17 protein-coding genes are annotated in these 22,211 nt (G+C 66.5%); 2 read left to right on the forward strand and 15 right to left on the reverse strand.

Annotated features, from left to right (window positions below):
* Nucleotides 1–68: 68 nt before the first annotated feature.
* The 15 genes from EA796_RS09730 to leuC form a co-directional block, all read right to left on the reverse strand.
* On the reverse strand, nucleotides 69–845 hold the full coding sequence (locus tag EA796_RS09730) for an SDR family oxidoreductase (RefSeq protein ID WP_122108466.1): 777 nt from the start codon (nucleotides 843–845) through the stop codon (nucleotides 69–71).
* A 2-nt stretch (nucleotides 846–847) separates the two neighbouring features.
* Complete coding sequence (locus EA796_RS09735) at nucleotides 848–2,059, reverse strand: O-succinylhomoserine sulfhydrylase (protein ID WP_122108467.1); 1,212 nt, start codon at nucleotides 2,057–2,059, stop codon at nucleotides 848–850.
* 137 nt (nucleotides 2,060–2,196) lie between these two features.
* Nucleotides 2,197–3,705 carry an amidophosphoribosyltransferase gene (gene purF, locus EA796_RS09740; RefSeq protein ID WP_122108468.1) on the reverse strand — a complete coding sequence of 503 codons (1,509 nt, stop codon included), beginning with the start codon at nucleotides 3,703–3,705 and terminating at the stop codon, nucleotides 2,197–2,199.
* 87 nt (nucleotides 3,706–3,792) lie between these two features.
* Complete coding sequence (locus EA796_RS09745) at nucleotides 3,793–4,305, reverse strand: CvpA family protein (RefSeq protein ID WP_021444698.1); 513 nt, start codon at nucleotides 4,303–4,305, stop codon at nucleotides 3,793–3,795.
* A gap of 82 nt (nucleotides 4,306–4,387) precedes the next feature.
* Complete coding sequence (locus tag EA796_RS09750) at nucleotides 4,388–5,005, reverse strand: SPOR domain-containing protein (protein WP_122108469.1); 618 nt, start codon at nucleotides 5,003–5,005, stop codon at nucleotides 4,388–4,390.
* Between the two features lie 15 nt (nucleotides 5,006–5,020).
* Nucleotides 5,021–6,298 (reverse strand): bifunctional tetrahydrofolate synthase/dihydrofolate synthase, encoded by a 1,278-nt coding sequence (folC, locus tag EA796_RS09755; RefSeq protein ID WP_122108470.1) that lies wholly within the window; start codon nucleotides 6,296–6,298, stop codon nucleotides 5,021–5,023.
* Nucleotides 6,295–7,179 carry an acetyl-CoA carboxylase, carboxyltransferase subunit beta gene (accD, locus tag EA796_RS09760; RefSeq protein WP_122108471.1) on the reverse strand — a complete coding sequence of 295 codons (885 nt, stop codon included), beginning with the start codon at nucleotides 7,177–7,179 and terminating at the stop codon, nucleotides 6,295–6,297. Before accD ends, folC begins: the two co-directional genes overlap by 4 nt.
* A 117-nt stretch (nucleotides 7,180–7,296) precedes the next feature.
* Complete coding sequence (locus EA796_RS09765) at nucleotides 7,297–7,932, reverse strand: phosphoribosylanthranilate isomerase (RefSeq protein ID WP_122108472.1); 636 nt, start codon at nucleotides 7,930–7,932, stop codon at nucleotides 7,297–7,299.
* Nucleotides 7,933–7,975: 43 nt separating this feature from the next.
* Nucleotides 7,976–8,839 carry a tRNA pseudouridine(38-40) synthase TruA gene (truA, locus tag EA796_RS09770; protein ID WP_031303078.1) on the reverse strand — a complete coding sequence of 288 codons (864 nt, stop codon included), beginning with the start codon at nucleotides 8,837–8,839 and terminating at the stop codon, nucleotides 7,976–7,978.
* 8 nt (nucleotides 8,840–8,847) lie between these two features.
* The gene (locus EA796_RS09775; RefSeq protein WP_122108473.1) at nucleotides 8,848–11,694 is read right to left on the reverse strand and encodes a FimV/HubP family polar landmark protein; all 2,847 of its coding nucleotides are present in this window, start codon (nucleotides 11,692–11,694) and stop codon (nucleotides 8,848–8,850) included.
* 156 nt (nucleotides 11,695–11,850) lie between these two features.
* Entirely contained in the window at nucleotides 11,851–12,861 is a 1,011-nt protein-coding gene (locus EA796_RS09780) for an aspartate-semialdehyde dehydrogenase (RefSeq protein ID WP_122108474.1), read from the reverse strand.
* A 179-nt stretch (nucleotides 12,862–13,040) separates the two neighbouring features.
* Nucleotides 13,041–14,153: an aspartate-semialdehyde dehydrogenase gene (gene asd / locus EA796_RS09785; RefSeq protein ID WP_021445394.1), complete on the reverse strand. Its 1,113-nt coding sequence runs from the start codon at nucleotides 14,151–14,153 to the stop codon at nucleotides 13,041–13,043.
* Between the two features lie 55 nt (nucleotides 14,154–14,208).
* Nucleotides 14,209–15,291 carry a 3-isopropylmalate dehydrogenase gene (leuB, locus tag EA796_RS09790; RefSeq protein WP_122108475.1) on the reverse strand — a complete coding sequence of 361 codons (1,083 nt, stop codon included), beginning with the start codon at nucleotides 15,289–15,291 and terminating at the stop codon, nucleotides 14,209–14,211.
* A 100-nt stretch (nucleotides 15,292–15,391) separates the two neighbouring features.
* The gene (leuD, locus tag EA796_RS09795) at nucleotides 15,392–16,039 is read right to left on the reverse strand and encodes a 3-isopropylmalate dehydratase small subunit (protein WP_122108476.1); all 648 of its coding nucleotides are present in this window, start codon (nucleotides 16,037–16,039) and stop codon (nucleotides 15,392–15,394) included.
* Nucleotides 16,040–16,050: 11 nt separating this feature from the next.
* Nucleotides 16,051–17,478 carry a 3-isopropylmalate dehydratase large subunit gene (gene leuC / locus EA796_RS09800; protein ID WP_122108477.1) on the reverse strand — a complete coding sequence of 476 codons (1,428 nt, stop codon included), beginning with the start codon at nucleotides 17,476–17,478 and terminating at the stop codon, nucleotides 16,051–16,053.
* Nucleotides 17,479–17,915: 437 nt separating this feature from the next.
* Here leuC and EA796_RS09805 point away from each other — a divergent pair, with 437 nt between their 5' ends.
* Both EA796_RS09805 and EA796_RS09810 read left to right on the forward strand, forming a co-directional pair.
* Nucleotides 17,916–18,803 (forward strand): LysR family transcriptional regulator, encoded by an 888-nt coding sequence (locus tag EA796_RS09805; RefSeq protein WP_021445399.1) that lies wholly within the window; start codon nucleotides 17,916–17,918, stop codon nucleotides 18,801–18,803.
* A gap of 103 nt (nucleotides 18,804–18,906) precedes the next feature.
* A complete protein-coding gene (locus EA796_RS09810; RefSeq protein WP_031303617.1) occupies nucleotides 18,907–22,203 on the forward strand; it encodes a bifunctional diguanylate cyclase/phosphodiesterase in 3,297 nt (1,098 codons plus the stop codon).
* The last annotated feature ends 8 nt before the right edge of the window (nucleotides 22,204–22,211 follow it).

Here is a 22,211-nt window from a genome sequence, read left to right on the forward strand (position 1 = left end):
GGCTCCTTCGGGAGCCTTTTTCGTTTCTGCTTCCACGCCGCAGACAGGTTTCACCCGCCCTAAGGCGCTCAATCCTGATAGATCATCTTGCGGCTCATGCCGCCGTCGATGACGAACTCCTGGCCGGTGACGAAACCGGCGGCTTCGGACAGCAGCCAGGCGACCTGCGCGGCGACATCCTCCACCCCGCCGACCCGGCCGACCGGGTGCTGCGCGTGATCGAACACCGACAGCGGCTCCAGGCGCTGCTGCGACGGGTCGCGGGCATCGATCCAGCCGGGGCTGACGCAATTGACCCGCACCTCCGGGCCGAGGCTGACCGCCAGCGCATGAGTCAGCGCGACCAGGCCGCCCTTGCTCGCCGCATAGGCCTCGCAGTTGGCCTCGGACTGGCTGGCGCGGGTCGAGGCGATATTGACGATGGCGCCGCGATGACTGCGCAGGTAGGGCGCGCAATGCTTGGCCAGGAGCATGGCGCCGGTCAGGTTGACCGCCAGCAAGCGATTCCAGCGCCTGAGATCAAGCGCCTCCAGCGGCGGGTTGTGCGGGTCGGCAATGCCGGCGTTGCACACCAGCGCGTCGAGGCGGCCGAACTGGCCGAGCACCTCGGCGACGCCGACGCTGACCTGATCCTCCTTGGCCACGTCCATGGCGACGAACCAGGCGTTATCGCCCAGCGCGCGCGCCACCTTCGAGCCACGCTCGCGGTCAATGTCGGCCAGCACCACCTGCCAGCCCTCGGTGATCAGCCAGGCCGCGATGCCCAGGCCGATGCCGCGGGCCGCACCGCTGACCAACGCGACCCGGCCGTTATTCGGCGCGGCGCCGCTGCCCCACTCCAGCATGCTCAGAGCGCGGCCAGGCCGCGCGCCAGATCGGCCTTGAGGTCAGCCAGGTCTTCCAGGCCCACGGCGACGCGAATCAGGTTGTCGCGAATGCCGGCATTGGCCCGCTCCTGCGGGCTCAGGCGACCATGGGAGGTGGTCGCCGGGTGGGCGATGGTGGTCTTGGTGTCGCCCAGGTTGGTGGTGATGGAAATCACCCGGGTGGCGTCGATCACCTTCCAGGCGGCGTCGCGACCGCCCGCCACCTCGAAACTGAGCACCGCACCGAAGGCGCTCTGCTGCCGCTTCGCCAGCTCGTGCTGCGGGTGGCTGGGCAAGCCGGCGTAGTAGACCCGCTCGACCTGCGGCTGCTGCTCCAGCCACTGCGCCAGCTGCAGGGCGCTGTGGCTCTGCGCCTGCATGCGGATGCGCAGGGTCTCCAGGCCCTTGAGGAACAGCCAGGCATTGAACGGACTCAGGGTCGGGCCCGCGGTACGCAGAAAGCCCACGATTTCCTTCATCTGCTCGCTGCGCCCGGCCACCACGCCGCCGAGGCCGCGGCCCTGACCGTCGATGTACTTGGTCGCCGAGTGCATGACGATATCGGCGCCCAGCGCCAGCGGCTGCTGCAGCGCCGGGGTGCAGAAGCAGTTGTCCACCGCCAGCAGCGCGCCGCGGGCATGGGCGATCTCGGCCAGGGCGGCGATATCCACCAGCTCGGCCAGCGGGTTGGACGGCGACTCGACGAACAGCAGCTTGGTATTGGGCTTGAAGGCCGCCTGCCAGGCATCGAGATCGGCCAGTGGCACATAATCCACCTCGACACCGAAGCGCTTGAGGTACTTCTCGAACAGGCTGATGGTGGAGCCGAACACGCTGCGCGAGACCAGCACATGGTCGCCGCCGCTGCACAGGCTCATGACGATGGCAAGGATCGCCGACATGCCCGAGGCGGTGGCCACCGCCTGTTCGGCGCCTTCCAGGGCGGCGATGCGCTCCTCGAAGGTGCGCACGGTGGGGTTGGTGTAGCGCGAGTAGACGTTGCCCGGCACCTCGCCGCCAAAGCGGGCGGCGGCGTCGGCGGCGGTGCGGAACACGTAACTGGAGGTGAGGAACAGCGCCTCGCCGTGCTCGCCCTCGGGCGAGCGGCGCTGGCCGGCGCGCACCGCCAGGGTGTCGAAGCCCACGCCGTCGAGATCGCTATCGAGCCTGCCGGCTTCCCATTCCAGTGTCATATCGCTACCTCACGCAATCTAGCCCGGATGCAATCCGGGAAATCCTCTGTGATATCCCCCCGGATTGCATCCGGGCTACGGGTCGGGGTGCGCTGCGCGCCAACGAAACGGACAGGGACCGGCCCTGCCCGCCCGGGTCAATTGTTGTACAGATCGATGATGGCGCTGACCGCCTGCGATTTGACCTTGCTGGCGTCGTTGCGCGCCTGCTCGATCTTGTTCAGGTAGGCCTCGTCGACATCGCCGGTGACGTACTTGCCGTCGAACACCGCGCAGTCGAAGTTGTCGATCTTGATCTTCTTGCTGCCGCTGACCGCCTCGATCAGATCCGGCAGGTCCTGGTAGACCAGCCAGTCGGCGCCGATCAGCTCGCAGACTTCCTCGGTGCTGCGGCCGTGGGCGATCAGCTCGTGGGCGCTGGGCATATCGATGCCGTATACGTTCGGATAACGCACCGCCGGCGCCGCCGAGCAGAAGTAGACGTTCTTCGCCCCGGCTTCGCGGGCCATCTGGATGATCTGCTTGCAGGTGGTGCCGCGGACGATGGAGTCGTCCACCAGCATCACGTTCTTGCCGCGGAACTCCAGTTCGATGGCGTTGAGCTTCTGCCGCACGGATTTCTTGCGCGCCGCCTGGCCGGGCATGATGAAGGTACGGCCGATGTAGCGGTTCTTGACGAAGCCTTCGCGGAACTTCACGCCCAGGCGGTTGGCCAGTTCCAGCGCGGCGGTGCGGCTGGTGTCGGGAATCGGGATGACCACGTCGATGTCGTGCTGCGGACGCTCGCGGAGGATCTTGTCGGCCAGTTTCTCGCCCATGCGCAGGCGCGCCTTGTACACCGAGATGCCGTCCATGATCGAATCCGGGCGCGCCAGGTAGACATGTTCGAAGATGCACGGCGCGTATTTCGGGTTCTGCGCGCACTGACGGGTGAACAGCTTGCCTTCCTCGGTGATGTACACCGCCTCGCCCGGCGCCAGGTCGCGGATCAGGGTGAAGCCGAGCACGTCCAGCGACACGCTCTCGGAGGCGATCATGTATTCGACGCCTTCGTCGGTGTGGCGCTGGCCGAAGACGATCGGGCGAATGCCGTTGGGATCGCGGAAACCGACGATGCCGTAGCCGGTGATCATCGCCACCACCGCGTAGCCGCCTAGGCAGCGCTCGTGCACGTGGCTGACCGCGGCGAACACGTCTTCCTCGGTCGGCTGCAGCTTGCCGCGCTGGGCCAGCTCGTGGGCGAACACGTTGAGCAGCACTTCCGAGTCGGAGTTGGTGTTCACGTGGCGCAGGTCGGACTCGTAGATTTCCTTGGCCAACTGCTCGACGTTGGTCAGGTTGCCGTTGTGCGCCAGGGTGATGCCGTAGGGCGAGTTGACGTAGAACGGCTGCGCCTCGGCCGAGCTGGAGCTGCCGGCGGTGGGGTAGCGCACGTGGCCGATGCCCATGTGGCCGACCAGGCGCTGCATGTGGCGCTGCTGGAACACGTCGCGCACCAGGCCGTTGTCCTTGCGCAGGAACAGCCGGCCATCATGGCTGGTGACGATGCCGGCAGCGTCCTGGCCGCGATGCTGAAGGACGGTGAGCGCGTCATACAGCGCCTGATTGACGTTCGACTTGCCGACGATACCGACGATGCCACACATGTGCCACGACCCCTGCTAGATAGTTCAGGCTAACTTCAGCAACTGCCACGGCGGTTTGGGCCAGGGCAGGCGCTCTTTTATGGCGGATCAGCTGGGTGAGCCGATCCCACCGGAAAACCACTGACCGGACCACCCCAGAATGAGGTTCTTCGACCAGTCGGCGACCATCAGAAAATGCGGCACCAGTTGCGACTGCTGCCACCACGTGTCCTGTTCCACCGGCGCCAGGCTGATCAGCCCGACCAGCAGCACCACCAACAGACCGCCGCGGGCGGCGCCGAACACCATGCCGAGGAAACGGTCGGTGCCGGACAAGCCGGTCACGCGAATCAGCTCGCCGATGAGGAAATTGACCAGGGCGCCGACCAGCAAGGTGGCGACGAACAGAATGGCACAGGCGGCGATCACCCGTGCGGACGGAGTTTCGATGAATTCGACGAGGTGCTGGGCCAGCGCGCCGCCGAACATCCAGGCGACGATACCCGCGATGATCCAGGTCAGCAGCGACAGGGCTTCCTTGACGAAGCCACGCTTGAGGCTGATCAAACTCGAGACGGCGATGACGGCGATGATCGCCCAATCGACCCAGGTGAATACCACGGTGCGGCCTACCAGCGGAAAAGGCGAAGCATTTTAGCAGAGCCCGGCGCATCGGGTAACCGGGCGATGCAAAGTCCTGTTCTCAACCCGCCTCGGGCTGGAAACGCACGACGAAACCGCTGAGCTTGTGCTGGCGATTGAGCTGGTCGCGCAGACGCTCGGCTTCGGCGCGCTCGATCAGCGGCCCGACGAACACCCGGTTCATGCCGTCGAAGGTGCGGATATAGGCGTTGTAGCCCTGGCTGCGCAGAGTCTTCTGCAGGTTTTCCGCGCCGCTGCGGCTGGACAGGCTGGCCAGCTGCACCGACCAGCTGATCGGCAGGCTGTTGGCGTCCAGCCGACTGGCGGGCTTGGCCGGCGCGCTGGCGAGCGTCTCGGCCTTGGCCGCTTCGGGCTGGCTCGGCGCGGGTGCCGGCACTGCCGGCTGCACCTCGGGCTGCGGCGGCGTCTCGAGCGGCTGCGGCGGCACCTCCTCGGGCGGAATCGGCTCCTGCGGCAAGGCTTCGGGTTCGACCACCTCGGCCGGCTGTACGACGATTTCCGGCATCACCGGCGCCTGCGGCATCGCCGGGGCGTCCACCACCACCCGACGCATCTCGTCCTCGCGCGACAGCAGCATCGGCAGGAAAATCACCGCCAGCGCCACCAGCACCAGCGCGCCGACCATGCGCTGCTTGAGCCCCTTGTCCAGCAATGCCATCCCCCTACTCCCCTTTCAAGCTGGGCGGGCCAGCCAGTCCAGGGCCTCGGCCACGCAGAAAAACGATCCGAACAGCAGAATCTCGTCGCCGGGTGCCGCCTGCTCGCACTGGGCTTCCAGCGCGGCGCGCACGTCCGCGTGCAGCGTCACCGCCGCCCCCCGGGCCTGCAACTGCGCGGCCAGCTCGGCGGCCGGGCGCGAACGCGGCGTAGCCAGCGGCGCCACGGCCCAGCCGGCAACCTGATCGAGCAGCGGTGCCACCACCCCGGGCAGGTCCTTGTCGGCCAACAGACCGAACACCGCCCAACGGCGCCCAATCGGCGGCCGGGCTTGCAGACGCTGCGCCAAGTATTCGGCGGCATGGGGATTATGCCCAACATCGAGCAACAGTGTGAGTGACTTGCCTCGCCAATCCAGCGTGCGCCGGTCCAGACGCCCGGTAACCCGCGTCGCCGCCAGCGCCTGGGCGATCTGCGCGGCATCCCAGGGCAGCTCCAGCAAGGCATAGGCCTGCAGCGCCAGGGCGGCATTTTCCATCGGCAGATCGAGCAGCGGCAGCTGTTCCAGGCGCAGCAACTGCCCACGCGCATCGAGGCCGTACCAGGACCAGGCCTGCGCACCGATACTCAGGTCGTAATCGCGGCCGCGCAAAAAGAACGGCGCATCCAGCCGCGCCACCTGATCGAGCAGCGGCTGCGGCGGGTCGAGATCGCCGCACAACGCGGGCTTGCCAGCGCGCAGGATGCCAGCCTTCTCGTAGGCCACCGACTCGCGTGTGTCGCCCAGCCAGTCGGCATGATCCAGACCGATACTGGTGACCAGTGCCAGGTCGGCATCCACCAGATTCACCGCATCCAGCCGGCCGCCCAGGCCGACCTCCAGCACCACGGCATCCAGCGCCGCGCGCTCGAACAGCCAGAAGGCCGCCAGGGTGCCCATTTCGAAATAGGTCAGGGAGGTTTCGCCGCGCACCGCCTCGACCGCGGCGAAGGCCTGGCAAAGCTCGGCGTCGCTGGCCTCGCCACCATCGATGACCACCCGCTCGTTGTAACGCAGCAGATGCGGCGAACTGTAGACGCCGACCCGGCGCCCCTGCGCACGCAGCAGGCTGGCGACGAAGGCGCAGGTGGAGCCCTTGCCGTTGGTGCCGGTCACGGTGATCACCAGCGGCGCCGGCTTGCCCAGGCAGAGGCGCTGCGCCACCTCGCGCGAGCGCTCCAGGCCCATGTCGATGGCCGAGGGATGCAGCTGCTCGAGGTAGGCGAGCCAGTCGCCCAGGCTACGCTCGGTCATGCAGTGGCCGGCAGGGAAACCGGAGAGGGGCGATTCATCAGCTGCGCGAGCAGCCGCGCCAGACGTGGACGCAGCTCGGCACGCGGGATGATCATGTCGATGGCGCCGTGCTCCAGCAGGAATTCGCTGCGCTGGAAGCCTTCCGGCAGCTTCTCGCGCACGGTCTGCTCGATCACCCGCGGGCCGGCGAAGCCGATCAGCGCCTTGGGCTCGGCCACGATCACGTCGCCGAGCATGGCCAGGCTGGCGGAGACGCCGCCGTAGACCGGGTCGGTCAGCACGGAGATGAACGGCAGGCCCTCTTCGCGCAGACGCGCCAGGGCGGCCGAGGTCTTGGCCATCTGCATCAGCGAGATCAGCGCCTCCTGCATGCGCGCACCGCCGGAGGCGGAGAAGCACACCAGCGGGCAACGCTGCTCCAGGGCAACGTTGGCAGCCTGGACGAAACGCTCGCCGACGATGGCGCCCATGGAGCCGCCCATGAAGGAAAATTCGAAGGCGCATACGGCGATCGGCATGCCTTCGAGGGTACCTCGCATGGCGATAAGCGCGTCCTTCTCGCCGGTCTGCTTCTGCGCGGCGGCCAGGCGATCCTTGTACTTCTTGCTGTCGCGGAACTTCAGGCGGTCCACCGGCTCCAGCTCGGCGCCGATTTCCTCGCGGCCATCGGCATCGAGGAACAGGTCGAGACGGGCGCGCGCGCCGATGCGCATGTGGTGGTTGCACTTGGGGCAGACGTCGAGGGTCTTTTCCAGCTCGGGACGATAGAGCACGGCTTCGCAGGACGGACATTTGTGCCACAGCCCCTCGGGCACCGAGCTCTTTTTCACCTCGGAACGCATGATCGAGGGGATGAGTTTGTCTACCAACCAGTTGCTCATGCTGTCATTTCTCCATAACCGTTGGTTCGGGTGGGGCGGCTCATCTGTGGGCGCCCACCGCCAGCAATTCGTTTCCACCGCCATTGGCGGCGTGACAGGCTAATGGACGGCCGCGCCTCAGGCGTCGTCACATCCGGCGTCGCGCACTGCCTGCACGAACGCGCGAATCTTGCCTGCATCCTTTATGCCTTTACTCGCCTCGACACCGCCGCTGACATCCACCGCATAGGGCCGCACCTGACGGATCGCCGCCGCGACGTTGCCCGCCTCCAGGCCACCGGCGAGGATGATCGGCTTGGCGGCCTGGCGCGGTATCAGCGACCAGTCGAAGGTGGCACCGGTGCCGCCGGGCACGCCCTCGACGAAGGTGTCCAGCAGGATGCCGCGCGCACCGGCATAGGGCGCCATCGCCGCTGCCACGTCTTCGCCGGGGCGCACGCGCAGGGCCTTGATGTAGGGACGACCATGTCCCTCGCAGTCGGCCGGCGACTCGTCGCCGTGAAACTGCAGCAGATCCAGCGGCAGGCGCTGCAACAACGCCTGCAACTCGGCGCGCGGCATATCGACGAACAGACCGACGCTGGTGACGAACGGCGGCAGCGCCTGCAGGATCGCAGCCGCCTGCTCGATGCTGACCGCCCGCGGGCTTTTCGCATAGAACACCAGGCCGATGGCATCGGCCCCTGCCGCCACCGCCGCCAGGGCGTCCTCGATGCGGGTGATGCCGCAGATCTTGCTGCGCACGACTGACACGGGCGTACTCCCCTGCTGCAAAGCGCTGGATGGTAGCAAAGGCCTAGACCTGCCGCACGTCCGCCAGGGCGGACAGGAAATGCGGGCCGAGGTAACGCTGCGGCAACTGGAACTCGTCCGGATACTCCACCTGCACCAGATACAGGCCGTAGGGATGCGCGGTCACCCCGCCGGTGCGACGCTCGCCGCGTTCCAGTACCTCGCGCGCCCACTCCACCGGCCGCTCGCCTGCGCCGATGGCCATCAGCACGCCGGCGATGTTGCGCACCATGTGATGAAGGAAGGCGTTGGCGCGGATATCGAGAACGATGAAGCGGCCGTGCTCGATCACCTGCAGGTGATGCACCGTCTTGATCGGCGACTTGGCCTGACACTGGGTGGCGCGGAAAGCGCTGAAATCGTGAGTGCCGACCAGCACCCGGGCGGCCTCCTGCATGCGCCGAACATCCAGCGGCCGATGGTTCCAAGTGACTTCCTCGGCCATATGCGCCGGGCGAATCGGGTCGTTGTAGATCACGTAGCGGTAGCGCCGCGCCATGGCCGAAAAGCGCGCATGAAAATGCGCCGGCATCACCTGCGCCCAGGTCACGCTGATGTCCTTGGGCAGGTTCATGTTGGCGCCCATGATCCAGGCGTGCAGCGGGCGCTCGACGGCCGTATCGAAATGCACCACCTGGCCGCTGGCGTGCACCGAGGCATCGGTGCGCCCGGCGCAGAGGATGCTCACCGGTTCGCCGCCGGCAACCTTGGACAGCGCCTGCTCCAGGCTGCCCTGGATCGATGCCACCTTGCCGCTCTGGCGCTGGAAACCGCGATAGCGTGTGCCCTTGTACTCGAGACCTAGGGCGATTCTGGAAAAGCCAGCGGCCGCCATTTCGGCGGCCGCGGCAGGTACTGCGTCAGACATGTAATCCATCAAACCAGCTTGGCAATCATCTCACGGGCTTCCTGTTGCTGGGTCTCGCTGCCCTCGGCGACCACTTCGTCGAGGATGTCGCGAGCGCCTTCGGTGTCGCCCATGTCGATATAGGCGCGCGCCAGATCCAGCTTGGTCGCGGTTTCATCGGTGCCGGAGAGGAAATCGAAGTCGTCGTCGCCATCCAGCTCGCCGGCCAGGCTGTCGACCGGCTGCAGCAGCTCCTCTTCCGGCTGCTCCAGGCTACCGGCCAACTGATCCAGCTCGGCGGTCACCTCATCCAGTTGCGCGGCGAAGCTATCGGCCTCGACCTCGGGCTGCGCCTGCAGCTCCTCGCCGAGGGACAGATCGAAATCCGCCGGCAGTTCGAGATCGGCGGCGGCGCTTTCTTCCGGCAGATCCAGGCTCAGCTCGGCCAGCTCGTCGGCGGGCTCGGCAGCTGCCGGCACGCTGTCTTCGTCGAGGCTGAGGAGGAAATCGTCGGCCTCGTCGGCAGTCGCCGGGGCGGACTCGTCCAGATCCAGGCTGAACTCGCCGAGGTCGTCGCCAGGCTGCGACAGCTCGACCTTGTCGTCGCCTAGGGCCAGGTCGAAATCCAGATCGTCACTGGCCGCTGCCGTCGCCGGCTCGTCGACCAGACCGAAGTCCAGGTCGTCATCCAGCGACAGACTGCCAGCGTCCCCCTGCGCGGCCTGCATGTCGCGATCCAAGTCCGCCTCCAGTTCGTCCAGGCTCAGATCGAAGGCATCGTCCAGGTCGCCGCCGGCGGCAACCGGCGCTTCGCTGCTCGGCTCGTCCAGGCTCAGGTCGTCGAGGCTGAAGTCGCCCAGGTCGTCAGCGGCGCTCGCCGCGGCAATGCCGCCGGCGCCGACGAAGGCGGCTATGGCCGGGTACTTGGCTTTCAGCTGCTCGGCCTCGGCATTGACGCCGCCGATCTCGCGCAGTTCGTTGTCCTGACGGGCGAAGCCTTCGCGGTCGCCCAGCTCGGCATAGACTTCCATCAGTTTCAGACGCAGATCGCTGCGCTGCGGCTCGTCGTTGATGGCGTTCTGCAGCAACTCGGCGGCCTGATTGAAACGGCCGTAGGCGATATAGATATCGGCTTCGCCCAGGGCATCGCCGGTTTGCGCGGTCACCCGCTCTTCGCCAGCAGCGGCCGGCGCAGCCGGCTTGGCCTCGTCGCCGAGACCGGCGAAGTTGTCTTCCGGCATGTCGAGGTCGACGGCGAAACTGCCGTCCTGTGCCATTTCGTCGGCTAGCTCTTCGTGCAGCTCGGCTTCCTTCATGGCATTGCGCCGCGATAGCGCCATCAGACCGACCAGCAGTAGCAGCAATGCGCCACCACCAGCCAGGCCCAGGGTCATGGGGTTGGCCAGCAGGTCGTCGATAAAGCTTTGCGGGGCCGGGGCCGGTGCCGGAGTCGGTGCAGGAGCGGCAGGTTTGGCCGCTTCCGGCTTGGCCGGCTCAGCCGGTTCGACCGCCTTGGCCGGAGCAGCCGGTGCAACGACAGCAGCCGGCTCACTGGCCGGCTGTTCGGGTGCCGCGGCGGCGCTGTCTTCGACAGGCGCAGCCGGCTCCTCGCTGTAGTTGTAGTCGGGGGCCGCCCCTTCGGGCGGCGACACAGGCGTGGTCGCCGCCTCCGTGGTCGGCGGCGCCGGTTCGGCAGCCGGCTTGGCCGCCTCCTCCGCTGCGACCGGCGCTGCCGGTGCGGCGGCACCCGCCGCCATATCGGCCTGCAGCTTGGCCAACTGGCTGTCCTTGAGTTCGATCAGACGCTGCAGCTTGTCCAGCTGGCTCTGCAGATCGCCGACGCGGCTTTGCAGTTCGGCGTTCTCGCGACGAGTCGAGTCGAGGCTCTCCTGGGTCACGGCCAGCTTGTCGGTCAGCGCCTTGCTGTCGACCGAACCGCTGTCGCTGCCGCTGGTGGCCTTGCCGGCCTCGGCCGCCACCAGTTTCAGGCTGTCGCCGCTTTGTGCGGTCGCTGGCGCTGCGCCGGCAGTAGTGCGGCGGGTGGCATCCAGCTGACGCGAGGCGACGGCGCGCCCTTCGCGCCAGGCGGCGTTCTGTTCGGCGACCTGGGCCACGGCCTCGGCATTGCTGCGGCTGCGGATCTGCTGCTCATCGGGCAGGCGCAGTACCTGGCCGCTCTTCATGCGGTTGATGTTGCCGCCGATAAAGGCATCCGGGTTGAGATCCTGGATGGCCAGCATGGTCTGGTTGACCGAGCCGCCGCCCACGCGCTGGGCGATTTCCCACAGGGTGTCGTTGGCGGTGGTCTTGTATTCGTTGCCGGAGATGGCCCGCGAGGCCGGTGCCGGTGCAGCCGGACGCGGAGCCGGTGCCGGCGCGGCACTGACGGGCGCCGGCGCAACGGCGGGACGCGGCGCTGGTGCCGGCGCGGCGATCGGCAGTTGCGGCGCGGCGGCCACCGCGGTTTGCGGGGAGTACAGCGGCGGATCGAGCAGCAGGGTGTATTCGCGCAGCAACCGACCATTCGGCCAGAGCACTTCCACCAGGAAGTTCAGATAAGGTTCGCGTACCGCTTTGCTCGAAGTGACGCGAATCACACTCTTGCCATTGGGCTTGAGTACCGGGGTGAATTTCAGGTCGGTGAGAAAGTATTGGCGATCGACGCCGGCCTTGACGAACTCTTCGGGGGACGCCAGGTTGGGAATCACCTCGTTGGAGGCCAGATCGCGCACCTCCAGCAATTCGATTTCCGCTACCAGCGGCTGATTCAGCGAGGACTGCAGGGTAACTTCACCCAACCCCAGCGCATGCGCCATACCGGAAGACAGGGCCGAAGCCGCTGCAATTGCCAGCACTAGTTTGCGAACCCGAACCATAGCGTTATCCCTTGTTTTATCTTTTTTCTCGGCATGCGAGAGGGTCTTGATAACTGCTGCCTGCATCCGCCCCAAGGAGCGGCTCCCCATTCAGCAATCAACTCAGCCAGTATTGCCAAGCTAGAAAGATTCTTCAAATTTCTAGGTAAGTATCTTTTACAGATAGTGTTTTATCAACAACTCGGCTATTTGCACAGCAGTCAGGGCAGCGCCTTTTCTTACATTATCAGACGCAATCCACAAATTGAGTTGGCGCGGATCACTGACGCCGCTGCGCACGCGCCCGACATAGACCTGATCCTGGCCAACCGCATCGCCCACCGCCGTCGGATAGTCGCCCGCCTCCACCAGCTCGATCCCCGGCGCGGCTTCCAGCAAGCGCGACACGGCAGCCACATCCACCTCGCCATCGACCTGCACGCCGAGCGCCAGGCTGTCGCCAAAGAATACCGGCGCCAGGGCGCAGGTCGCCGATACCGGCAGATCCGGCACGCCGAGCAACTGCTGCAGCTCGCTCGCCAGGCGATTCTCCAGTTCGGCATGGCCCTGCTCGTCCAGCGCCCCGACCTGTGCCAGCAGGTTGAACGCGACCTGCCGGTCCAGGCCCTTGGGCTCCAGCGGGCGGCCATTGAGCAACTCGGCGGTCTGCCGCGCCAACTCCTGCACTCCGCTGCGACCGAGGGTGGACGCCGCCAGCATGGCGGTCAGCTGCACCTGGCGCGGCTGCAGCAGCGGGCGCAACGCCGTCAGCACCAGCGCGGTCGCCACCGCGCAAGGCGTCGGCGAACTGAGCAGCCAGGGGGCATGCCGCGCTGGCAAGCCGTCCAGGCCGGCTTCGGGTAGCACGCAAGGCGCCTGACTCAGCGGCAAGGCGGCGCTCAGGTCGATCAGCGAGCAGCCCGCGGCCAGCACCCGCTCGTGCTGGGCCCGCGTGACATCGGCGCCGGCGGCGAAGAAGGCCAGCTGCACCTGGGCGAAATCGAAGGCATCGAGCGACCTGACCCGCACCTGGCGCCCACGAAAGGACAGGCTCTGCCCGGCCGACTCGCTACTGGCCAGCAGATGCAGTTCCTTGACCGGAAAATCGCGTTCTTCGAGCAGTTCGACCAGCGCCTCGCCGATGCTACCGGTGGCGCCGACCAGGGCGATATTGAAGGACTGGCTCATGGGGTGGACCTGCGACGCGGGGAGGAGCCGCACTGTAACCGCGCCCTCTCGCCCAGGCAATCGGCCGGATCCGCCGGCGCGCAGACGTGTGCCCCAAGATGCGCCAGAAGCAAAAAGCCCCGCTGCCGAGGCAGCGGGGCTTTTCTGGCTGTTACTTGCAGCTTGCAGCCAGCGCGGCTTTAGCGCTCCAGCAGGATGCGCAGCATGCGCCGCAGCGGCTCGGCCGCGCCCCACAGCAGTTGGTCGCCGACAGTGAAGGCGCCCAGGTACTGCGAGCCCATGTTGAGCTTGCGCAGACGACCGACCGGCACGCTCAGGGTACCGGTGACCGCAGTCGGACCGAGGTCGCGAATGCTGGCTTCGCGGCTGTTCGGCACCAGCTTGACCCAGGGATTGTGCTGGCTGATCAGGCCTTCGATATCGCCCATCGGCACATCCTTGTTCAGCTTGATGGTCAGCGCCTGGCTGTGGCAGCGCATGGCGCCGATGCGCACGCAGATGCCGTCGACCGGGATCGGGTTCTTGAAGCGGCCGAGGATCTTGTTAGTCTCGGCCTGGGCCTTCCACTCTTCGCGGCTCTGACCGTTGGGCAGCTCCTTGTCGATGTAGGGGATCAGGCTGCCGGCCAGCGGCACGCCGAAGTTGTCCACCGGGAAGGCTTCGCCGCGCATGGCCTCGGCCACCTTGCGGTCGATGTCGAGGATGGCGCTGGCCGGATCGGCCAGCTCATCGGCGACGGCGCCGTTGATCGCGCCCATCTGCTTGATCAGCTCGCGCATGTTCTGCGCGCCGGCACCGGAAGCAGCCTGGTAGGTCATGGCGCTCATCCACTCGACCAGGCCGGCCTCATAGAGCCCGCCCAGGGCCATCAGCATCAGGCTGACGGTGCAGTTGCCGCCGATATAGTTCTTGCTGCCAGCGTCCAGCGCCTGGTCGATCACCTTGCGGTTGACCGGATCGAGCACGATCACCGCGCTGTCGTCCATCCGCAGGCTGGAAGCCGCGTCGATCCAGTAACCCTGCCAGCCGGCTTCGCGCAGCTTGGGGAAGACTTCGTTGGTGTAGTCGCCGCCCTGGCAGGTCAGGATCACGTCCAGGCCTTTCAGGTCGTCGATGCTGTAGGCGTCCTTCAGCGGGGCAATGTCCTTGCCAATGGCCGGCCCCTGGCCGCCGACATTGGAGGTGGTGAAGAACACCGGCTCGATCAGGTCGAAGTCCCGCTCTTCCAGCATGCGCTGCATAAGCACGGAACCGACCATGCCACGCCAACCGATCAGACCTACACGTTTCATAACGACTACACCTATATAAGCAGCCCGCCGGAACCACCCCGGCGGGACTGGAAGATTACAGACTACGCAGCGCTTCGACTACCGCATCACCCATTGCCGAGGTACCGACGCGGGTCTTGCCTTCGGACCAGATGTCGCCGGTACGCAGGCCCTGATCCAGCACCAGGCTCACGGCTTTCTCGATGGCGTCGGCGGCAGCGGCCTGGCCGAAGCTGTAACGCAGCATCATGGACACCGAGAGAATGGTGGCCAGCGGGTTGGCGATGCCCTTGCCGGCGATGTCCGGCGCAGAGCCGTGGCACGGCTCGTACATGCCCTTGTTGTTGGCATCCAGGGATGCCGACGGCAGCATGCCGATGGAGCCGGTGAGCATGGAGGCCTCATCGGACAAAATGTCACCAAACATGTTGTCGGTGACCATCACGTCGAACTGCTTGGGCGCACGCACCAACTGCATGGCGGCGTTGTCGACGTACATGTGGCTCAGCTCGACGTCCGGATAGTCCTTGGCCACTTCCTCGACCACCGCACGCCACAGCTGGCTGGAGGCCAGCACGTTGGCCTTGTCCACCGAGCACAGCTTCTTGTTACGCACCATGGCCATGTCGAAACCGACCTTGGCGATGCGGCGGATCTCGCTCTCGCTGTACGGCAGGGTGTCGTACGCCATGCGCTCGCCGTTTTCCAGCACCTTGCTCTCGCGCGGCTGGCCGAAGTAGATGCCGCCGGTCAGCTCACGCACGATAAGGATATCCAACCCTGCCACAACCTCAGGCTTAAGGCTGGAAGCCTCGGCCAGTTGCGGATAGAGGATGGCCGGACGCAGGTTGCCGAACAGGCCCAGTTGCGAACGAATCTTCAGCAGGCCGCGCTCCGGACGGATGGCCGGATCGATGGTGTCCCACTTCGGCCCGCCAACGGCGCCCAACAGCACGGCATCGGCGGCGCGAGCGCGGGCCAGGGTCTCGTCGGCCAGCGGTACGCCGTAACGGTCGATGGCGGCGCCGCCCAGATCATCGAAGCTCAGCTCGAAACCCAGGGCGTACTTGTCGTTGGCCAGGTTCAGCACCTTGACCGCTTCGGCCATGATTTCCGGGCCGATACCGTCGCCAGGGAGAACCAGAATCTGCTTGCTCATTGCATTCCTCAATCTATCCGTAGGGTGGATGACGCTGTTTTCATCCACCGAAACCCAGCACGGTGGATGGATAAAGCGCCATCCACCCTACCTTCATGCATTACTTGATCGCGCCGAACAGCCAGGGGCTGTTCTGCTGGTGTTTGGCTTCGAAGGCCCTGATCGCCTCCTGATCCTGCAGGGTCAGGCCGATGTCGTCCAGGCCGTTGAGCAGGCAGTGCTTGCGGAAGGCATCGACTTCGAAGGCGTACTGCACGCCATCGGGGCGGGTCACGGTCTGCGCCGCCAGGTCGACGGTCAGCTGGTAGCCCTCGCTGGCTTCGCACTGCTGGAACAGCGCATCGACCTCATCCTCCTTGAGGATGATCGGCAGCAGGCCGTTCTTGAAGCTGTTGTTGAAGAAGATATCGGCGAAGCTCGGCGCAATGATCGCGCGGAAACCATATTCCTCCAGCGCCCAAGGCGCGTGCTCGCGGCTCGAGCCGCAGCCGAAGTTCTCGCGGGCCAGCAGCACGCTGGCGCCCCGGTAGCGCGGAAAGTTCAGCACGAAATCCTTGTTGATCGGGCGCTTGGAGTTGTCCTGGTTCGGCTGGCCGACATCCAGGTAGCGCCACTCGTCGAACAGGTTGGGGCCGAAGCCGGTGCGCTTGATCGACTTCAAGAACTGCTTGGGAATGATCTGGTCGGTATCGACGTTGGCACGATCCAAAGGAGCGACCAGGCCGGTGTGTTGGGTAAAAGCTTTCATGGTCTGAGTCCTTAGGCCTGGATCAATTCGCGCACGTCGATAAAGCGGCCGGTTACCGCCGCAGCGGCGGCCATGGCCGGGCTGACCAGGTGGGTACGCCCACCGGCGCCCTGGCGGCCCTCGAAGTTGCGGTTGGAGGTGGACGCGCAATGCTCGCCGCTGCCCAGCTTGTCCGGATTCATCGCCAGGCACATGGAGCAGCCCGGCTCGCGCCATTCGAAACCGGCCTCGATAAAGATCTTGTCCAGCCCCTCGGCCTCGGCCTGTGCCTTGACCAGGCCGGAGCCCGGCACCACCAGCGCCTGCTTGACGGTGGCGGCGACCTTGCGGCCCTTGGCCACCTCGGCGGCAGCACGCAGGTCTTCGATGCGCGAGTTGGTGCAGGAGCCGATGAACACACGATCGAGCTGGATATCGGTGATCGCCTGATTGGCGGTCAGGCCCATATATTTCAGGGCGCGGGTGATCGAGTCCTTCTTCACCGGGTCGCTCTCGACGGCCGGATCCGGCACCTTCTGGTCGACGGCCAGGACCATTTCCGGCGAGGTGCCCCAGGAGACCTGCGGCTTGATCTCTTCCGCGCGCAGCTCGACCAGGGTATCGAACACCGCGTCATCGTCGGAGACCAGGGTTCGCCACTGCGCCACGGCCTTGTCCCAGTCGGCGCCCTTGGGCGCGAACGGACGACCCTCGACGTAGGCGATGGTCTTCTCGTCCACCGCCACCAGGCCGACGCGGGCACCGGCTTCGATGGACATGTTGCAGATGGTCATGCGCCCTTCCAGGGACAGGTCGCGGATCGCGCTGCCGGCGAACTCCAGGGCATGACCGTTGCCGCCGGCGGTGCCGATCTTGCCGATCACCGCCAGGACGATGTCCTTGGCGGTGACGCCGAACGGCAATTTGCCTTCGACGCGCACCTGCATGTTCTTCATCTTCTTGGCCACCAGGCACTGGGTGGCGAGCACGTGCTCGACCTCGGAGGTGCCGATGCCGTGGGCCAGCGCGCCAAAGGCGCCATGGGTGGAGGTGTGCGAGTCGCCGCAGACCACGGTCATTCCCGGCAAGGTGGCGCCCTGCTCCGGGCCGACCACGTGGACGATGCCCTGACGCACGTCGTTCATCTTGAACTCGAGGATGCCGAAGTCGTCGCAGTTCTCGTCCAGGGTCTGCACCTGGATACGCGAGACTTCGTCGGCGATGGCTTCGAGGCCGCCCCGGCGCTCGGCCTGGGTGGTCGGCACGTTGTGGTCCGGGGTGGCGATGTTGGCGTCGATGCGCCACGGCTTGCGCCCGGCCAGGCGCAGACCCTCGAAGGCCTGTGGCGAGGTCACTTCGTGGAGAATGTGGCGGTCGATGTAGATCAAGGAAGAGCCGTCGTCGCGGCGCTTGACCTCGTGCATTTCCCAAAGCTTGTCGTAGAGCGTTTTGCCGGCCATCAGCTATCCCTCATCAGCGTCTTGCGGGCACCTCCAAAAACTACCTGCGTTGTCATCGCCGCGTTAAAAACAGGCTCGTGCGCGAGGCCGATCAGAATGCTCATTTACACCTCGTAAACTCCGCTTCTTCGCCTGTTTGATTCGCTGGCGCTCACCCTTCGGGCCAGCCTGCGGCTGTTACTCCCGGAGGTCGTTGCGCCTTGCGCTGACTGCCTCGCCTACGTTTTTGGAGGTGCCCTTTCTATGCCCGGGCAAATGGCCCTGCGGCTTATGGGGAGAATGCTATGATCCCGGGACGAATAACTCAAATTCATATTTTTTATCCCAAGGATTCCACAAAGGAATCCCCAAAAGCCGCAAGCTTCAAGCGACAGGCCGCCAGCCAAGACCCAGCGGCTCGGCTTGCCGTTCGCGGCCCACCGTTTGGAGCTGTTTCTATGGATCTGGCCAACCTCAACGCCTTTCTCGCCATCGCCGAAACCGGCAGTTTTTCCGAAGCCGGCGAGCGCCTGCACCTGACCCAGCCGGCGGTGAGCAAACGCATTGCCGGCCTCGAGCAACAGCTTGGCGTACGCCTGTTCGACCGCCTCGGCCGCGAGATCGGCCTGACCGAGGCAGGACGCGCCCTGCTGCCGCGCGCCTACCAGATCCTCAACGTGCTGGACGACACCCGCCGCGCGCTGACCAACCTGGCCGGCGAGGTCAGCGGCCGCCTGACCCTGGCCACCAGCCACCATATCGGCCTGCACCGCCTCCCCGCCCTGTTGCGCGCCTTCACCCGTGCCCATCCGCAGGTGGCGCTGGATATCCAGTTCCTCGACTCCGAAGTGGCCTACGAGGAGATCCTCCACGGCCGCGCCGAACTGGCGGTGATCACCCTGGCCCCGGAAACCCGCGAACCGGTGCGCGCGGTGCCAGTGTGGAACGATCCGCTGGATTTCGTCGCCGCCCCCGAACACCCGCTGGCGCGCAGCGCCGCCATCGGCCTGCCCGACGTGGCGCGGCACCCGGCGGTGTTCCCCGGCGGCAACACCTTCACCCACCATATCGTGCAGCGCCTGTTCGAGGCCCAGGGCCTGACACCGAACATCGCCATGAGCACCAACTACCTGGAGACCATCAAGATGATGGTCTCCATCGGCCTGGCCTGGAGCGTGTTGCCGCGCACCATGCTCGACGACCAGGTGGTGCCGCTGGCCCTGCCGGGCATCCAGCTGTCGCGCCAGCTCGGCTACATCCTGCACACCGAGCGCACCCTGTCGAACGCTGCGAAAGCCTTCATGGCCCTGCTCGACGCCCAGCGCGACAGCCACAGCCTTGCATAGCTGGCCAAGCTGCGGCTAACGTGGCGGCATAACGATAAGAAAGGCACACGCATGACCCGAACGTCCGTCACGCGCATCGCGCCCACTCGAGGATGGCCCGGCCATGGCCAGATCCACTGACCAGACCCCGCCCCTACCGCATATCCCGGCGATGGACCCCGCCGAATTCGAACAGACCTGGCAGGACGCCCCACGCCTGCTGGCGGCGCTGAACGGCGCGCAGCTGGGCGCCTGGTTCTGGGATATCGACAGCGGCCGGGTCAACTGGTCGCGCGGCGCCCAGGCGCTGTTCGGCCTCGACCCCGCCCGCCCACTGACCCGCAGCGTCGACTACATCGAGCTGATTCCCGAGGAAGAACGCGGCGCGGTGCTGCAGCAATTCCACGCCATCCTCGCCGGCAACGACGAGGGCCGCGCCCTGCGCCACCGCATCCGCTGGCCGGACGGCAGCCTGCACTGGCTGGAGATCAGCGGCAGCCTGTCGCGCGACGCCGACGGCCGCCGGCGCATGTTCGGCGTGATCCGCGACATCAGCTCGCAACAGGCGCGCGCCGAGGCCCTGCGTGCCTCGGAAGAACGCTTCGCCAGCCTGTTCCGCCTCAGCCCGGACATCATGCTGCTGGTGCGCTACGACACCAGCGAGATCCTCGAGACCAACCAGCACTTCACCCACGCCTTCGGCTGGCCCGCCGCGGAGATTCTCGGCCGCAGCACCCTCGACCTCGACCTCTGGGTGCATGCCGAGCAGCGCGATTACCTGCGCCGGCAGGCGCCGCTGAGCCGCGAGCCGCTGATCCAGGAAGTGCAGCTGCGCACCCGCGCCGGGCGCATCCTCGACGGCGTGCTGTCGAGCCAGTACATCGAGCTGCAGGGCGAACGCCTGCTGCTCTGCACCTTCCTCGACACCAGCGAACGCATGCGCGCCGAAACCGCCCTGCGCAACAGCGAGGAAAAGTTCGCCAAGGCCTTCATGCACACCCCCGACGCCGTGGCGATTACCGATCGGGCGACTGGCCGCTTTATCGAGGTCAACCCCAGCTTCGAGCAACAGTTCGGCTGGAGCAGCGCCGAGGCGCTCGGCCGCACCTCGCTGGAGCTGGGCATCTGGGCCGACCCCGACGACCGCCAGCGCATGCTCGACGCCCTGCAGGCCGGGCGCCTGAACAACCTCGAAGTGCGTCTGTTCAGCCGCGACGGCAGCGCCAGCATCAACCTGCTGTTCGGCGGCGAGATCGAACTCGACGGCCAGCGCTGTCTGGTGCTGACGGTGCGCAACATCACCGCCCAGCGCGCCCAGGAGCTGGCCCTGCAGGAAAGCCAGGAGCGCCTCAAGCTGGCGCTGGAGTCGGCCGACCTGGGCACCTGGGACTGGCACATCCCCAGCAACCGCCTGTTCGGCAGCGCCCGCGCCGCCGCCCTGCACGGCCTCGACGCCTGCCCCTTCGACGACGACTTTCGCGAGTTCTTCCGCTGCGTGCCGCTGGAAGACCGCCAGGCCATGCGTCTGGCCTACGTCGCCCTGCGCGAGGGGCGCAGCGCCAATTATCAGGTGACCTACCGGGTGCGCCACCCCAACGGCGCGCTGCACTACCTGGAAAGCACCGCCAAACTGCACCGCGACGCGGGCGGCCAGCCGCTGCGCATGGTCGGCACCCTGGTCGACATCAGCGAGCGGGTACTGCGCGAGCAGCGCCTGCGCGCCTCCGAGGAGAAATTCGCCAAGGCCTTCCACTCCAGCCCGGACGCCATCACCATCACCGAGCGCGACACCGCGCGCTACATCGAGGTCAACGAGGGCTTCACCCGCCTCACCGGCTACACCCCGGACGAGGTGGTCGGCCGCACCGCCTTCGAGCTGAGCGTCTGGGCCTACCCCGAGGAACGCCTGCAGATGCTCGAACACCTGGCGCAGAATGGCCAGGTGCTGCACATGGAGATGCACGGTCAGCACCGCGACGGCGGCGTGCGCCTGGTCGAGGTCTCGGTGCAACCCATTGAGCTCAACGGCGTCGCCTGCCTGCTGCTGACCGCACGCGACATCAGCGAACTGAAGCTGGCGCAGGCGCAGGTGCAGCATCTGGCCTACCACGACGCCCTGACCAACCTGCCCAATCGCGCCCTGCTGATGGATCGCCTGACCCAGCAGATCGCCCTGCTCAAGCGCCACGAGCTGCGCGGCGCACTGCTGTTCATCGACCTCGACCACTTCAAGCACATCAACGACTCGCTCGGCCACCCGGTCGGCGATGCCGTGCTGCGCCTGGTCACCGCGCGCCTGGAAGCCAGCGTGCGCCTGGAAGACACCGTGGCGCGCCTGGGCGGCGACGAGTTCGTGGTGCTGCTCTCCGGCCTGGAGGGCAAGCGCTCGGAAGTCACCCGCCAGGTGCGCCAGGTGGCGGAGAAGCTGCGCCGCCTGCTGGCCGAGCCGATGCTGCTGGACGGCCACCAGCTGCAGGTCACGCCGAGCATCGGCGTCGCCCTGATTCCCGATCACGGCGACACCCCGGCCGACCTGCTCAAGCGCGCCGACATCGCCCTGTACCGCGCCAAGGACTCCGGTCGCAACGCCATCCAGCTGTTTCGCAGCACCATGCAGGAGGCCGCCAGCGCCCGCCTGCGCCTGGAGAACGATCTGCGCCTGGCCCTGGCTCGCGGCGAGTTCGAGCTGCACTTCCAACCCCAGGTCGATGCCCGCGACGGCCAGGTGGTCGGCGCCGAAGCCCTGCTGCGCTGGCAGCACCCGCAGCTCGGGGCGCAGTCGCCGGCGCAGTTCATCCAGGTGTTGGAGGAAAGCGGGCTGATCCTCGAAGTCGGCGGCTGGGTGCTGGCCGAGGCCTGCCACCTCTGCGCCCGCCTGCTGGCCGACGGCCTGATCGATGCCGAGCGCTTCAGCCTGTGCGTCAACATCAGCCCGCGGCAGTTCCGTCAGCACGACTTCGTCGAGCGCGTGGCCGGCTGCCTGCGCGACAGCCAGCTACCCAACGCCATGCTCAAGCTGGAGATCACCGAAGGCATCGTCATCCAGAACATCGACGACACCGTGGGCAAGATGCTGCGCCTGAAGAAGCACGGCGTCAGCTTCGCCATGGACGACTTCGGCACCGGCTACAGCTCGCTGACCTACCTCAAGCGCCTGCCGGTGGACATGCTGAAGATCGACCAGTCGTTCGTCCGGGACGCCACCCACGACCCCAACGACGCCGAGATCATCCGCGCCATCGTCGCCATGGCGCGCAGCCTGGGCCTGGCGCTGATCGCCGAGGGTGTCGAGCAGCAGGAGCAACTGGATTTCCTGCAGCGCCAGGGTTGCCACCTGTACCAGGGCTACCTGTTCAGCAAGCCGCTGCCGCAGGAAGCCTTCCGCGCCCTGCTCGGCCGAGGGCCGGCCCGACAGCCTTAGCCCGGCAG

It is taken from the genome of Pseudomonas sp. AOB-7, from assembly GCF_003696305.1.
Classification (GTDB): domain Bacteria; phylum Pseudomonadota; class Gammaproteobacteria; order Pseudomonadales; family Pseudomonadaceae; genus Aquipseudomonas.

Bases quoted from the DNA above. Each gene is read 5' to 3' on its own strand.
- EA796_RS09730 (WP_122108466.1), bottom strand. From the start codon at position 845: ATGCTGGAGTGGGGCAGCGGCGCCGCGCCGAATAACGGCCGGGTCGCG.
- EA796_RS09735 (WP_122108467.1), bottom strand. From the start codon at position 2,059: ATGACACTGGAATGGGAAGCCGGCAGGCTCGATAGCGATCTCGACGGC.
- purF (WP_122108468.1), bottom strand. From the start codon at position 3,705: ATGTGTGGCATCGTCGGTATCGTCGGCAAGTCGAACGTCAATCAGGCG.
- EA796_RS09750 (WP_122108469.1), bottom strand. From the start codon at position 5,005: ATGGCATTGCTGGACAAGGGGCTCAAGCAGCGCATGGTCGGCGCGCTG.
- folC (WP_122108470.1), bottom strand. From the start codon at position 6,298: ATGACCGAGCGTAGCCTGGGCGACTGGCTCGCCTACCTCGAGCAGCTG.
- accD (WP_122108471.1), bottom strand. From the start codon at position 7,179: ATGAGCAACTGGTTGGTAGACAAACTCATCCCCTCGATCATGCGTTCC.
- truA (WP_031303078.1), bottom strand. From the start codon at position 8,839: ATGTCTGACGCAGTACCTGCCGCGGCCGCCGAAATGGCGGCCGCTGGC.
- EA796_RS09775 (WP_122108473.1), bottom strand. From the start codon at position 11,694: ATGGTTCGGGTTCGCAAACTAGTGCTGGCAATTGCAGCGGCTTCGGCC.
- EA796_RS09780 (WP_122108474.1), bottom strand. From the start codon at position 12,861: ATGAGCCAGTCCTTCAATATCGCCCTGGTCGGCGCCACCGGTAGCATC.
- asd (WP_021445394.1), bottom strand. From the start codon at position 14,153: ATGAAACGTGTAGGTCTGATCGGTTGGCGTGGCATGGTCGGTTCCGTG.
- leuB (WP_122108475.1), bottom strand. From the start codon at position 15,291: ATGAGCAAGCAGATTCTGGTTCTCCCTGGCGACGGTATCGGCCCGGAA.
- leuD (WP_122108476.1), bottom strand. From the start codon at position 16,039: ATGAAAGCTTTTACCCAACACACCGGCCTGGTCGCTCCTTTGGATCGT.
- leuC (WP_122108477.1), bottom strand. From the start codon at position 17,478: ATGGCCGGCAAAACGCTCTACGACAAGCTTTGGGAAATGCACGAGGTC.
- EA796_RS09805 (WP_021445399.1), top strand. From the start codon at position 17,916: ATGGATCTGGCCAACCTCAACGCCTTTCTCGCCATCGCCGAAACCGGC.
- EA796_RS09810 (WP_031303617.1), top strand. From the start codon at position 18,907: ATGGCCAGATCCACTGACCAGACCCCGCCCCTACCGCATATCCCGGCG.